Here is a 13,880-nt window from a genome sequence, read left to right as displayed (position 1 = left end):
CGAAGAATCGTACCCCATTTCGTTTGTAGGAAGCGGTGCCACGTTAAATGATGCCACAACGAATGGCATGGAGCGGGCTGCTAAATTATTCGGCATCACTGTTCCAGAAGTGATGAACCGTGCAACAATCAATGGTGCAATTGAAATAGGACGGAACCCAGGTGTTGTAACTGTCACTTTTCTAGCTCCGGAGCAGTACTTGGAAGATAACAATCTGCTTGATTTGGTTACAAGAAAATAATATGGGACATAGTGTTATGGGACGAGGGGTCTGACCCTTTGTCCCACCAGTAAATGTCCGATTCTGTTCAAATAATAATCAGTGGTAAAAAATCCTACTGATTAAAGTTTCGCTTTATTTATTGTGTTTTTCCTTATAGGCCTTAGCATATTGATCAGCCGCATAGATGGCATCGGCAACATCGTCCGCTGTGACATTGAAGGCTTGGTGGATAGTCTCTCCTTCAGTTGTTGCTGCTTCAGCGACCATCATGATATCTTCTTTTGATGCTTCTTTTAAGTGAATATCTTCCAGTGTAACTGGCAGACCAAGGCTTGTATACAATTCGATGTATCGCTCAATCTCTTTCAAATCGTGTTTTTCGAGAGCGAGTTGGACAAGTGTGCCGAATGCGACTTTTTCGCCATGTGTCATATCGTGAATGTCGCCGTGTAAAGCGGTGAAGCCATTGTGGATGGCGTGTGCTGCTCCAAGACCACCGCTTTCAAAGCCTAAACCACTGAGCAGGGTGTTGGCTTCCACAACCGATTCCAGTGCTGGTGTTACGGATTTGGCTCGCACGGATTCATAGGCCAGATTGGCGTATTTGAAAAGCGTTTCTTCACACTTTTTAGCAATCGCTTGTCCAGCAATCGTTGTGCTGCCACCTGCCATCGTATCACCTCCCGCTTCGATGACGCTGCGGGCTTCAACCCATGTCGCCAATGCATCGGCAATCCCTGAAGCCAGAAAACGCGGTGGCGCGCCTGCAATAATTTTTGTATCGATGATGACGAGGTCCGGGTTTTTATTATAGAAACGATAGCCTTCAAAAACCCCGTCATCCGAATAAACGACGGATAGCGCACTTGTTGGCGCGTCTGTTGAGGCGGTCGTTGGCACAATAACTGTATAGCCGTTCACTTCATCGGAAACAGCTTTTGCGGTATCGAGCGTTTTACCACCGCCGACACCGATTACAACGGTAGCATTCGCTTTATTGGCAATGTCGGTTATCCGCTTCATTTCTGTTTTGGAAGCTTCCCCGTTAAAAACAACTTCTTCTGCTTTAAGGTTTTCCTTTTTCAGTTGGTTAACCACATCGTTCCCGGCAATCTCCCAAACCGTTTCATCCGCTATAACGACAGTCTGTTCACCAAGATCATTAACGTATTGTCCGATATTTTGAATGGCATTTTTTCCCTGAACATATTTGGAAGGGCTGATGAAAATACGTTCACTCATGATGCAACACTCCTTTTTTAGTTTTCCCATTAGTATTTTCCAAGTTAGGGGAAAATAACACAAATTGGAACAAAGGGGCTGCCTCTTTGTTGCCTTTCCATTATTTTGCAGCTATTTCACCTTTTATTGCCAAAATAGTTGGGTCAACATTCTAATAATGGCAAATCTGCCGATAATCAAGAGAAATGATGCAATATCTGATTATAATTTAATTAATCGTGATGATGATTTAATATACACGCCATATCTCCATCATACTCATTTAGGGTGGTGAAAGCTTATTTGATATCATTGAAGACAGTTTTTGAATTTGCTGGAGGGGCAGGCTGAAATACTAGGTTACTTGGTCGTTTATTGGTATGGATCTATTCTTTATAGACCTTTTACAAACGTGGAAGGTTCAATAGGAAAGTAAATATTTAAGGGGGTTTTATTATTTTTAGACGTCAATTTAAATTTGGTCTGGTGGCTTTTGCTTTGCTTCTTATCATGCTGCTGGCAGCATGTGGAGGCGGAAGTGATGAAGAGGGGAACACTGATTCCTCGAATGACGAGGGTTCTGGGGAAACAAGTGAAGGACCTGAAATAGGTCAGCAAGAGTTAACGCAGCCATATGTGGCATGGGCAAGAGAAACAGTTAGTACACATATGCTTGGTGCATTGCTTGAGATGGTCGGCTACGATGTGGAATTGAAACAAGTAGAGGCAGGGGCGATGTGGTCAAGTGTTGCGGATGGATCAGCTGACTTCCATACATCCGCATGGCTTCCAGCGACACATGCGCCGTACTGGGAACAATACAGTGAAGATATTGTGAAAGTCAAGCAAGTCCTTGATGAGGCACCATTAGCCCTGGGTGTCCCGAGTTACATGGAGGATGTGAATTCAATTGAGGATTTGAAAGATAATGAGGAACTCGGTGAATCAGTCGACTGGACTGTTACCGGAATTGACCCAGGCGCCGGGATCATGCAAAATACTGAAGAGGCATTTGAGGCGTATGGTCTCGACAATTGGGAACTGACATCGAGCTCAGAAGCGGCAATGCTCACAACACTGCAGTCAGCGGTTGAGGATGAAGAGCCGATTATTGTGCCACTTTGGAAACCGCATTGGATTTTCGGGACAATGGATTTGAAAATGCTTGAGGATCCACAGGAAATTTATGGTGGGGCCGGTGACCAGATTTATACGGTAGCACGCAAAGGTTTGGAAGAAGATGCCCCGAGAGCTTATAAAGTGCTCGAGCAATATGATGAAAGTTATGAGATGATTAACGAAATGATGCCGAAAGTTCATGCGGAAGATCAGGACCCTGCTGAAGTTGTGCAGGAGTATATTGACAATAACCCAGATCAAGTTGATAAATGGCTCGAAGGCATACCAAGAGAATAGTAAAAAATGGATGGAACAGGGATGATTATGAACCCCTGTTCCATTTTTGTTTTGGTGGGACAGAGGGTCAGACCCTTTGTCCCACTTTAAGCATCTCATTGAAATTTTTCACCGCGCGTTCTACAACTTCCAACGTCGCCTTGTCAGTCAGTTTGCCATTTTCATCAAATTTTTCATGTGCTTGTGTAATCAGCACTTCGCTTTGTGCAGGCGGCAGCACATTGGCGGATATTCCTGGAGCACTCAATATGCGGCGCAGATCCATTTGTGCCCGGATTGTTCCCATGAGACTGATGGAGGCGCCAACGACCATAACCGGTTTGCCGATCATCGGCCTTTCTCCGCGTGACAGCCAGTCCAAGCTGTTCTTGAGCACACCTGGAACAGACCAGTTGTACTCAGGTGTTGAAATGAGCACACCGTCATATTCTGCGATCTGATTTTTAAACGTTTTGACGACCTCGGGAGGATCCAATTCTTCCGCCTGGTTAAAGAGCGGCAACTTATCAATTTTAATAATCTCCAGATCGAAATAATTGCTGTAATGTTCTTTAATGTGTTTCAGCAGCATACTGTTGTACGAATCATCACGTATACTGCCTGAGATGCCTGCAATTCGCATTTATCCAACCTCACCTTGCTATAAATTTTAATCTCGCGTCTTCCGAGACATTAATAAATTGTTGTCTGAAAATCAGATTATCATATAATCGGTGAAAATTAAAAAAAATGATCCTATCGGGTGTACGTTATCTTATTTGTTGTGTATTTTTCACAGCTTTCGGTTTTTTACGGACTGGGAATGTGGCTGGCACTCAGCCTTGACTGTGATGCTGTGCTGCGTGCAGTAATTATAATGGGTGGCGTGGCTATGGCTTATTTGCTTTACCGGAAAACAGTGTGGGAACGATAGCATGTCATGAAAGGTCTATCTAGCACCTGCCCTGATGTTTTTCTCTTCATATTTCGCTTAATAAAATAGTTGTAAAACTGTTTATATTATGGAAAAATCAGAACTAGATACGTAGACTGTTGAACTTAAAACATAGGGAGTGAAGGCTTATGAAGATTCTCGTGACAGAGCTGATGTGGGATGATGGCATTGAAGAGCTCAGGAAAAAAGGCTATACAGTCGATTATGATATGGAATTGAGCCGAAAGCGTGATGAACTGCTGCAGTTGGTGCCTGAGTATGATGCGTTGATTGTCAGGAATGAGACGCAGGTTGACACTGAGTTTCTGGATGCGGCTAAAAAAGCAAAAGTTATCGGCCGTCTCGGTGTCGGACTGGATAATATTGATCTCGAAGCGGCTAAGGAGCGGAATCTGCCCGTCATCGCAGCTAAAAATGCGAATGCGACCTCGGTTGCTGAGTACGTGATGGCGGCTATGCTCGACGCTTCTCGTCCGCTGTCGGATGCTGATGCGGATGTGCGGCGCGGAAACTGGGATCGCAAGTTTTTCACAGGATACGAACTCAATAAGCGGACACTCGGACTAGTTGGCATGGGCGAAATTGCGCACCGTGTTGCCAAACGTGCACGCGCCTTTGGTATGAAGGTCATGGGCTACGATCCGTTTGTTGCGCCTTTTGATCATGTTGTGCAGGAAACCGGGGTGCATCCGACTGAGACACTTGATGAACTGCTCAGCGAATCGGATTTTGTCTCGGTGCATGTGCCGCTGACCAAGGGGACAAAGCACATGATTAACAAGGATAACTTTCCATTGATGAAACCCCACGCTTACATCATTAATTCGGCCAGGGGCGGTATTGTGCATGAACAGGATTTGGTTGATGCGGTGCAGTCGGAAAAGATTGCTGGCGCATACCTTGATGTGCTTGAAAAAGAACCGGTTGAGAAAGGATCACAGCTTGCGCAGGTTGAATCCATCAGGTTGTCACCCCACATTGCCGGCTTGACCGATGAAGCGCAGTCCCGGACCGCCATGCTGATTGCCCAGGAAGTTGACAGGGTATTGAACGGTGGAAAGTCTATTTGTGCCGCGGTGTGATCACTGAAACCGTCAGCAAAAATTAAATCCATCTCCTTGTTTCGAGGCAGATGGATTTTTTCGTGATAAAGCAGGAAAAGAGATCCGGTCTCCTGCAGCGCGCATTTAAAAGAGAATTTAAGTCGGTGCAGAGCCCGGCCACGTGAGGCATCACCGGGCAAATATTCTTTATTCCCGTTTATCTGTTTTAACGACCCTCATTGGCCGCATCATGTCATAATCTTCATGCTCGAGTATGTGGCAGTGCCATACATAATCACCGCTGAATGGACCGAATTTAGCGATGACGCGTGTGATTTGTCCTGCCGGTGCTGCAACGGTATCTTTCCAGCTTTTTTCGTTTTGCTCAGGCGGTTCTGCGGGACCTGTGAACATAATGTTTCCGTCTGCGTTATAGCGATCCAAATCGAATGGTCGGCGATCGAGTACTTGGAATTGAATGAGATGAATATGCATTGGGTGTGTGAAGTCAGTTACATTGATGAATGACCAGACTTCGGTTGACCCCAGCTCGGGTGTTTCTGTTACAGGGTCCAGCCACTTATTGTTATTAAGCAGTAATAATGGACGGCCGAGGGTATCCGTTGAGCCGATAAGTTTCAGGTTCCGGATGCGCTGAATCTTGTTTTGAGTCAGTGAAGGAACCCGCGTTAAATTCCGGGGGATCCTGCTCCTATCCTCCGACGATAAAGGCTGATCGACTTTAAATTGCATGACGTCATCTGTTTCATCTTCAGGATCGGCATCTGGTCCCAGGTCATTTTTCAATGTGATCGTTTCTCCTTGATGTTTGGAAAAATCAATGATCACATCAAATCGTTCGGCGGCTTGCATGGCTAATGTGTCAAGCTTGACTGTCTTCCGCATTAAACCGCCGTCAGATCCGATTTGATAAAATGGCTGTCCGGAATCCAAATAAAGCTGATAATCACGTGTGTTGGCAGCATTCAGGATACGGAAACGGTATTTGCGCGGTTCTACTTGCAAATACGGCCATATTTTGCCATTAACGACGTTTGTTTCGCCATTTAAAAATGGTCTGATGGACGGGTTTGGCCAGTTTTCCTGGGGATCATCCGGCTGGCTGGGATAAAGCAGTTCGCCATTATCACGGAATGATCTGTCCATGATGACAAGCGGGATTTCATATTCGTCTGAAGGAAGGTTCATTTTCCTTTCCAGTTCATCCCGTATAATATACATTCCTGCAAGTCCGGCATAGACGTTCAGTCGTGTTATGCCCATTGCATGGTCATGGTACCATAATATGGCGCCCCGTTGCTGATTGGGATAATGATAGATTTCAGTTTGAAATGCCGGCCCTGTTTCCCTGAAATTTCTCGTATACCATGCTTCAGGGTACCCGTCACTTTCCGGTTTTGTTTCGCTTCCATGCAAATGTGTAACAGTGCGAACTTCCGGGAGTTCATCCAGGTCATGAAACGATTTGTCAATCGGCAGGAAATGTTTGTCCGGCAGTTTGTTTTCCCATTTAACACGAGTCGATTCGCCACGATTGACATCAATGACAGGTCCGGGAAATTGCCCGTTGTAACCCCAAAGTCTTGTCGGTCTTAAGTCACGGTGCATCTTTTGGCGGAATTCAGTCATTTGAACCTCATAATAGGCTTCATTTTTATCTTTTCGTAATGGCTGCAATGTTTCCGGTATCGGTAAGGCATCCACAAATTTACGCAGTTTTTTGTTCAATTTGTTCAACCCCTTAAATGTGCGTTTATAACAGTAGATGCACAAAAGGGAAAATTGCTATAGGTAAATGGCAAAAATGTATATCCCATCATTGAAAGTCAGGAGCAGCCAATTTATGTTGGTCTATTGTGCGAATGGATTGAATAAAAGACCTGACAAAGAAACGGCCGGGTTATTCAGATGTTTATTGCAGGGACTATCCCGGACATCCATGTTGATTGTACAGGAAGTCGACGGTACGTGCGCTGAACGGCGGCAAATGCAGTGTAAAAAACATGCAGCAGAGTGCTGGCTGATTTGGTGTCCATGACGAACATTTTGCATTCCCTGTAAATAAAAGATTAACAATATTTTCAAATCATGCTGACAAAACCAGTGGTAATATGAGATAATATGACATGATACATATAGGCAAAAAGAATGATGTTCAAAAAATACCAACAGAAATTTTTATCGGAGGACGAGAAAGTGAAAGAAACAAGAGCAGCACGGCAAAAGCCAAAAAGAAGATGGCTGAAAATAGTATTGCCCGTCATCTTTGTGCTGATTGCAGGAGTCGGGCTTTATGCTTACTCTATTTATGGCAATGCCAAGGATACGGTAAATGAAAAGATGCATGAACCAATTGATTCGATTGACCGTGATGTCACAAAGAAAAAAGTGGAAGCTTCTGAACCGTTGAATGTACTTTTAATGGGTGTGGACGAGCGTGAAAACGACAGTGGCCGGTCGGATGCGCTGATGGTGATGTCACTGGATCCAAAAGATGATTCGATGCAACTTGTCAGTATTCCACGTGATACACGAACGACTATCGTCGGTAAGGGTTTTGAGGATAAAATTAACCACGCCTATGCATTTGGCGGCAGTGATATGGCTGTTGCGACAGTTGAAAATTTTCTCGATATCGAACTGGATTATTATGTCCGTTTGAATATGCAGGGACTTAAGGAGCTTGTGGATGAGCTTGGCACGATTACAGTGGATAACGAAATAGCCTGGAATGATGGGAAGTATGATTTTAACGTTGGTCCTGTCGAGATGGACGGGGATAAGACAATGGCCTATGTCCGAATGCGCAAACAGGATCCAAATGGTGACTTTGGTCGTACTGACCGTCAGCGGAAAGTCATTCAGGGTATCATCGAGCAAGGTGCATCCGTCGGGTCTGTTGCAAAAATCAATGACTACATCGATGTCCTCGGCAATAATATGGCCACCAGCATGGACTTTGACGATATGAAAAAACTCTTCAATGGCTACCGGAATACCCGGAAAAACATTGCCAGTTACCAGATGAAAGGCAACGGGACGAATATTGACGGCATCTACTACCTGATGGTGCCTGATGAAGAAGTGGCAAAAGTGCATGGGATGATAAGCAAGGAATCATGATACTGAGAGGGCGGGCCGATGCCTGTCCTTTTTCTATTTTATAAAGTATCTTCTTTTAAATTCTTCCGGCGTTATGTTTGCGGTGTTTTTAATTGAGTGACTATTGATTCTTTCACTATTTTAGCATCCTGCATAAACCTTTTACGATGAACAGGCACTCACCGAACTTCGGATTCCGGTGTCTCTATCTTATTGACAACCACGGACGCTGATGATGCCATTCGATATTTACTGGCATATCAAAAAAACGTGACAGGTTATCGGTAGTCAGGACGTCGCTGCTCGGACCCTTTTCAAAAACAGTTCCATCCTTGAGCATTAATGTATGGGAAAATTCGGGCAGCACTTCCTCGATATGATGGGTGACAAAAATAATTGTCGGTGCATTATCTTGTTTGATCAGCTGCTGAATGGCGGACAGCAATTCCTCACGTGAAATGAAATCCAGTCCGCTTGTGGATTCATCCAATAGCAATAAATCAGGTGATGCCATCAGTCCCCTCGCGATGAGCAGTTTTTGCTTTTCACCTTGTGAACACGTTCGGTATGTCCGTCCGATCAAATGGCTGCAGCGCATCTGCTCGATGATTTGGAATGCTTTGTCAAAATCCGCTTCGGCTGGCTGCTCGTAAGCAAGACCGATGGAGGCATATTTTCCACTGACGACAATGTCTTCAGCCCGTTCAGATTCATTTAGCCGTGCCTCGAGCGATGAGCTGACCCAGCCAATGGATTTACGGAGTTCACGGATATCGATTTTTCCAAACGGCTTGTCCAACACACGTACATGGCCGGTTGTCGGCCAGGAATAGCCGGTCACGATATTTAACAAAGAGGTTTTGCCGGAACCGTTCAATCCCAAAACAGCCCAGTGCTCACCTTTTTCGACATGCCAATTGATATCGGATAAAATATGTTTCTGTTGTCTTTTCCAGGAAACATCCTGAAGGTCGATGACGTTTGTCAATCAAATCTCCCCCCTAAATCATTCAGTTAAAAAAGCCCAGTCTCCCAATCCGGGCTGCTGCTTCTTTGAGGTGTTCTGCTGACTCAAGCCGGGAAGGTGGGCCTCCCTCTTCGTCTCAATGAGTCGCGGGACAGGGCATCCACTCTATGTCCCGCGGAACAAGGCGCCTGCTCTTGATCGATTTCCTTGTACCCAATATTTTATGCTTCTGATAATTATGAATTGAATTTATCATAGCTTGCGACAGGGGTTTTGTAAAGAGAGGAAGATGAGGTTAACATACCTCAAAATGTCAACCGCAGCATTGAAACGTTCGAGACACACCTCAAACCATGCGAGACGCGCCTCAAATCGTGCGAGATCGGCATCGAAACGTGCGAGACACACCTCAAACCGTGCGAGATCGGCATCGAAACGTGCGACACGCGATCCAAACCATGCGAGAACAGCGCCAACTCGTGTGAGAGCGGCACAAACTCGAGCAACCGCCAACTCGTGAGGCCAATACCAATTCAATCGACAGGATCACCAACTTAAACAAAATCACCACCCACGGGGGGAATGTTAGAAATAACTATGATTAATAGGTGACAGGAACGGGAATAGAAATATCAGTATAAATAAGACATAGTCAGCCCGGCATCTGTAATGAGCTGCGCGGGAAAATGTGCGTGGGGATTGGTATTGAAATAATTCAGTTTCTATAGCAAAATGGAAGAAACTTGTATAGGATAAGCAGGGATATATGCTCATTGGATGTAGGGCGTTTCTTGCTGTCCAATCGTTGGGAGGCGGCCTAATATGATTATTAATGAAGAGTACGTTGATAAGCGGGATGTTGTTTATGTAAAAGAACATGATAATCAGCAGGATGCATTGAACACGATAGTTGATTCTGGTTATCGCTGTATTCCGGTGCTGGATGAATCCGGCGAGAAATATGTCGGGAATATTTATAAAGTCCATCTGATGGAGCAAGAGATAGAATCGACACTGGATGGTCCTGTCAGTGAACTGGTGACTGATCGTGAAGGCTATGTAAATAAGGGGGATCCGTTTGTCAAAGTGTTCTCTTCGATTAAGGAGCTGCCTTTTTTAGGTGTTGTTGATGATGAGAAGCATTTTCTGGGTATCTTAACCAATGGGAATATCATTCAAGTGCTGGAGAATGCATGGGGCGTGCACAATGGCAGTTATTCCCTCACGATTGGCACGATTGAGTATTCCGGTGCTTTAAGGAAAATGCTCAAGGTTATCAACCGGTACTGCAATTTGCAAAGCGTTATTTCCCTGAATAATGACTCACAATTTGTACGCCGCGTCTGCATAGTGTTGCCGGACGACGTGGACGAGAAAACCATGCAAAAAGTCGTGAAAGATTTGGAAAAAGACACATTTACCGTTACCGATATCGAGAAATTGGGATAATGTCAGAACGGGACAACAGGGCGGCGTTAATGTTCCGATGATTGGATCAACGGGGGAGTTAATGTCCTAGTTTATAAGAGCGTGAGGCAATAAAAAACCTCACGCTCTTTTTGTTGGAGGACAGACCTACCCATCCCAGAGCTGTTTCTCTCAAATCTCGTCCGGCTGTCGGATGAAATTTGGTACGTTTTTTACACCGGTCATGCGGACGTATGTGAACAGCTGTCCTTTGTGGTGAATTTCATGGTCGATAGCATTGGAGAACCAATATGTACCAGGTGCGCGCACTTTGTTGAATAGAATATAGCCTTTCATCTGATAAGTAAAAATGGTCGAAATCTCTTCCTTGGTTTGCTCAGTGTAACGCTGAACAATTGTCCGGAGATCGTTTATTGTTTTATAATTATTTTCCGTTGCAGGCGCATCAAATTCACCTTTTTTGATCCCTTTAACAAACATATGTGTTGAAGTAACGATATGTACGACGAGTTCCCCAAGTGACATGGCTCCATCCCACGGTCTGTAATCTACATATTTATCATCAACCAGCACCAGTAAATCATCCAGCACCAATCGATGCTGCAGCCACCCATTCACGGCGCCTTCCATTCCGCTGCTCATTTGAATCCTCCTTTGTATTATTGGACATGTGCCATGTGCTTAGTATAACGTCTTTTGCGGCGGGTTGCCTATATATTTGCCCGGATAGGGGAACAGAAGCAAGCCACTGTGTCCCACCACCTATGGGTCAGTAAGCAGCCCCCGCTTCGCTGTTTTAATGTCCCGCATGTTGTCTAAAATATCTTTTTCATATTATTGTGACGAGACTTTAAACTCAGTAAAAGTATAGTTTCACAAAAATTAGTACTTTTTACATCTAGTAAAATTTTGTAAAACTATCTATATTATAACCAAATGAATAGAAAGTCATAATATTTAAAAGGAGAGAGGAGTGTTATGCAGGGACGTTAGGAGAGAAATGGTGCATTTGTCCGGCCCATGCTGTCAATAGCATACAGGAGAAATGATTTACTTTGTATCTATTAGACTATTAGACAATTTCAGCGGGTCCATGGATTCAGGTATAAAATTCAAAAAGGGGAGATGGGGATGCAAAAGCGGATCAGAACAAAATATGTCAGTATCATGATGATCTTTGCACTGATCGTAAGTATGATGACACCCGCAGCCGGTCCTATGGCTGTAAATGCAGCTGCAGCGGACGGGCCAATAACTGTCGGGGATGCGATTGAAAAAAACAATGACGGCAGTGAGCAGACAGTTAAGGGATATATTGTCGGGTATGTGCTCAGCCCTGGTAATGTGTCACGAACTGATTTTCGGGAAGATTATAATGTTGCACTGGCGGATGAAGCCGGCGAAACCAATCCTGAAAATATGTTGTTTGTTCAGCTGACTGACAGTTATCGGGCGGAATTCGGTTTGAAGTCAAATCCGGATAATTTGGATGAGGAAATTGTGGTCACCGGCAGTATGGAGGAATACCACAATCATAACGGCCTGAAGAGCCCGAGTGATGTGAGGTTTACAGCTGAAAACCCGGAGGAACCGCTCGAATTACAGTCTATTGCGGACGTAAGGGAACAGGAAACAGGCAAGGCAAAAACGAAAGGTGTTGTGACGGCTAAATTAAAAAATACGATTCAAATTCAGGATAATACTGCTGCGATTGCCTTACGTCCGACATCACTTGATGTACAATTGGGCGATGAAATTACAGTGACCGGTAGTTTGCAAGATTACCGGGGATTACTGCAGTTGAGTGGCGTGACTGTCGAGGATAAAACAGCAGACGCAAGTATTCCGGATCCTACCTCGATCACGGGTGGTGAACTTGATAGCCATGAATCAAAACTGGCTGTTGTCGATAATGTGACGCTTACGGATGTGGGAGATGGCGGCAATTGGGCCAACTATACAGCCGAAGATGAAGCCGGTCATACGTTTGTAGTGCGTGATGAGACGGGCGGACTGACTTTAGAGACTGGTGTCACATATGACAGCATTACCGGCATTGTGACGCAATTTGATTCGGACCAGCAGCTTATCCCGCGCAGTCAGTCGGATATTGTGCGTGATGCATCCGCTGTTCAGCCCGTTACAGCAAGTCCTAAGGCAGGGACTATTCCGGCAGGCTCAGATGTGACACTGGAAACAGCGACAGATGATGCCGATATTTTTTATACCACAGATGGCAGTGATCCATCGGAAAATGGTCGGCTTTACAGCGGTCCCATCACAGTTGAGGAAGACACAACAATTAAGGCCATTGCTGAAAAAGATGGATTGGAATCAAGCGAGATTACAGAATTCAGCTATTCAGTCTATGATCCTGAAGACGGTGTCATGATCCACGACATTCAGGGAGAAGGTCACGAATCACCGCTAAATGGCAACGTCGTTCAGGATGTTGAAGGTGTTGTGACATACGAATATGAACTAAGAGGTTCACATTATTTTCATATGCAGACGCCGGAAGATGATTACGACGGAAATGACAAGACATCTGAGGGCATCGTTGTCTACACAGGGAATACGGATGATGTTGAAGTGGGTGATCTCGTCAGTGTAACTGGAGAAGTTGATGAATATCATATTGATGGGTATGACGATAGGGCAGAGACTGATTTGCCGGTTACCGAAATCAATGCGCGTGATGACCAAGGCGGCGCTGTTGACGTGAAAGAAAGCGGTGTTGATTTGCCGTCACCTGTTAAGTTAAGGTCAAGCGATATTCCGGAAGACATTACTGGTGACGAAGGTTTTGACAGTTTCGAACCAGCTGACTATGCGATCGATTATTGGGAAAGTATAGAAGGCATGCGGGTGGAAGTTGCATCATCGAGAGCAGTGGCACCACAGGAGCATGGTGATCTTGTCGTGGCGACAAACGAATTTACGCCTGCCAATACAACGGCTAATGGCGGTATTCGTTTAACGGAACAGGGACCGAATGCCCAAACGATTCAATATAAATTGCATCCTAACGGTGAGGCCAGGGACTTTGCGGTCAAAACAGGGGACAAGTTCACCGAGCCCGTCGATGGCGTGGTCAATTACGGTTATGGAAATTATAAAGTATATGCTGATCTGAATGAAGTTGAATCGGTTTTTGAGGCGGGTGATACCCAGCCGGAGCAGACAACCATCGAGAAAAATGGGGACAAGCTGACGGTTGCCACTTATAACGTGGAAAATTTTTCGGCAAATGAAAGTGAAACATCTGAACAAAAAGCGCAAAATATTGCCCGCGCGTTTGTCAGTGACATGAACAGCCCGGATATTGTGGGAATTGTTGAAGTCATGGATAATAACGGGCAGGCTGAAGGTCCTGAGGATGCGGACGCTTCGGAAAGCTATGAACGGCTGATTGAGGAAATCAGTGAGCAAGGCGGCCCGGATTACGAATATGCCAATATTGATCCCGAGTACAATCAGGATGGCGGCGCACCGCACGGCAACATACGGGTCGGCTTCCTTTAC

General features: G+C 45.1%; 11 protein-coding genes and 1 pseudogene. 7 read left to right on the top strand and 5 right to left on the bottom strand.

Going from position 1 to position 13,880, the window contains the following annotated elements:
* Positions 1 to 241: pseudogene (locus VK080_RS11550) on the top strand (acetamidase); the annotation flags it as partial.
* 114 nt (positions 242 to 355) lie between these two features.
* Here the strand turns inward: VK080_RS11550 and VK080_RS11545 are convergent.
* Positions 356 to 1,465 (bottom strand): glycerol dehydrogenase, encoded by a 1,110-nt coding sequence (locus VK080_RS11545; RefSeq protein ID WP_324224914.1) that lies wholly within the window; start codon positions 1,463 to 1,465, stop codon positions 356 to 358.
* A 477-nt stretch (positions 1,466 to 1,942) separates the two neighbouring features.
* On the opposite strand from VK080_RS11545, the gene VK080_RS11540 reads away from it, so the two are divergent.
* Positions 1,943 to 2,860, top strand: coding sequence for a glycine betaine ABC transporter substrate-binding protein (locus VK080_RS11540; RefSeq protein ID WP_324224913.1), 918 nt, complete (start codon positions 1,943 to 1,945; stop codon positions 2,858 to 2,860).
* Between the two features lie 67 nt (positions 2,861 to 2,927).
* Here VK080_RS11540 and VK080_RS11535 read toward each other — a convergent pair whose 3' ends face one another.
* Entirely contained in the window at positions 2,928 to 3,482 is a 555-nt protein-coding gene (locus VK080_RS11535; RefSeq protein ID WP_324224912.1) for an NADPH-dependent FMN reductase, read from the bottom strand.
* Between the two features lie 440 nt (positions 3,483 to 3,922).
* On the opposite strand from VK080_RS11535, the gene VK080_RS11530 reads away from it, so the two are divergent.
* Positions 3,923 to 4,876 carry a hydroxyacid dehydrogenase gene (locus VK080_RS11530; protein ID WP_324224911.1) on the top strand — a complete coding sequence of 318 codons (954 nt, stop codon included), beginning with the start codon at positions 3,923 to 3,925 and terminating at the stop codon, positions 4,874 to 4,876.
* A gap of 168 nt (positions 4,877 to 5,044) precedes the next feature.
* Here the strand turns inward: VK080_RS11530 and VK080_RS11525 are convergent, their stop codons facing one another.
* Positions 5,045 to 6,586 (bottom strand): multicopper oxidase, encoded by a 1,542-nt coding sequence (locus VK080_RS11525; protein WP_324224910.1) that lies wholly within the window; start codon positions 6,584 to 6,586, stop codon positions 5,045 to 5,047.
* A gap of 115 nt (positions 6,587 to 6,701) precedes the next feature.
* Here VK080_RS11525 and VK080_RS11520 point away from each other — a divergent pair, with 115 nt between their 5' ends.
* Together VK080_RS11520 and VK080_RS11515 are read left to right on the top strand one after the other, a co-directional pair.
* Entirely contained in the window at positions 6,702 to 6,896 is a 195-nt protein-coding gene (locus VK080_RS11520) for a hypothetical protein (RefSeq protein WP_324224909.1), read from the top strand.
* A gap of 158 nt (positions 6,897 to 7,054) precedes the next feature.
* Complete coding sequence (locus VK080_RS11515) at positions 7,055 to 7,981, top strand: LCP family protein (RefSeq protein WP_324224908.1); 927 nt, start codon at positions 7,055 to 7,057, stop codon at positions 7,979 to 7,981.
* Between the two features lie 184 nt (positions 7,982 to 8,165).
* On the opposite strand, the gene VK080_RS11510 is transcribed toward VK080_RS11515, so the two are convergent.
* Positions 8,166 to 8,948: an ABC transporter ATP-binding protein gene (locus tag VK080_RS11510; RefSeq protein WP_324224907.1), complete on the bottom strand. Its 783-nt coding sequence runs from the start codon at positions 8,946 to 8,948 to the stop codon at positions 8,166 to 8,168.
* A gap of 801 nt (positions 8,949 to 9,749) precedes the next feature.
* On the opposite strand from VK080_RS11510, the gene cbpA reads away from it, so the two are divergent.
* Positions 9,750 to 10,376 (top strand): cyclic di-AMP binding protein CbpA, encoded by a 627-nt coding sequence (gene cbpA / locus VK080_RS11505; RefSeq protein ID WP_324224906.1) that lies wholly within the window; start codon positions 9,750 to 9,752, stop codon positions 10,374 to 10,376.
* Between the two features lie 150 nt (positions 10,377 to 10,526).
* Here cbpA and VK080_RS11500 read toward each other — a convergent pair whose 3' ends face one another.
* Positions 10,527 to 10,997 (bottom strand): DinB family protein, encoded by a 471-nt coding sequence (locus tag VK080_RS11500; protein WP_324224905.1) that lies wholly within the window; start codon positions 10,995 to 10,997, stop codon positions 10,527 to 10,529.
* 489 nt (positions 10,998 to 11,486) lie between these two features.
* Between VK080_RS11500 and VK080_RS11495 the strand changes: the two genes are divergently transcribed.
* A partial coding sequence (locus VK080_RS11495) for a DUF6359 domain-containing protein (protein WP_324224904.1) occupies positions 11,487 to 13,880 on the top strand: 2,394 nt, incomplete at its 3' end.

The organism is Lentibacillus sp., assembly GCF_035301925.1.
Lineage (GTDB): Bacteria > Bacillota > Bacilli > Bacillales > Amphibacillaceae > Lentibacillus.
This window is presented reverse-complemented; position numbering and strand designations above follow the sequence as displayed.

Bases quoted from the DNA above. Each gene is read 5' to 3' on its own strand.
- VK080_RS11530 (WP_324224911.1), top strand. From the start codon at position 3,923: ATGAAGATTCTCGTGACAGAGCTGATGTGGGATGATGGCATTGAAGAG.
- VK080_RS11500 (WP_324224905.1), bottom strand. From the start codon at position 10,997: ATGAGCAGCGGAATGGAAGGCGCCGTGAATGGGTGGCTGCAGCATCGA.
- VK080_RS11545 (WP_324224914.1), bottom strand. From the start codon at position 1,465: ATGAGTGAACGTATTTTCATCAGCCCTTCCAAATATGTTCAGGGAAAA.
- cbpA (WP_324224906.1), top strand. From the start codon at position 9,750: ATGATTATTAATGAAGAGTACGTTGATAAGCGGGATGTTGTTTATGTA.
- VK080_RS11535 (WP_324224912.1), bottom strand. From the start codon at position 3,482: ATGCGAATTGCAGGCATCTCAGGCAGTATACGTGATGATTCGTACAAC.
- VK080_RS11520 (WP_324224909.1), top strand. From the start codon at position 6,702: ATGTTGGTCTATTGTGCGAATGGATTGAATAAAAGACCTGACAAAGAA.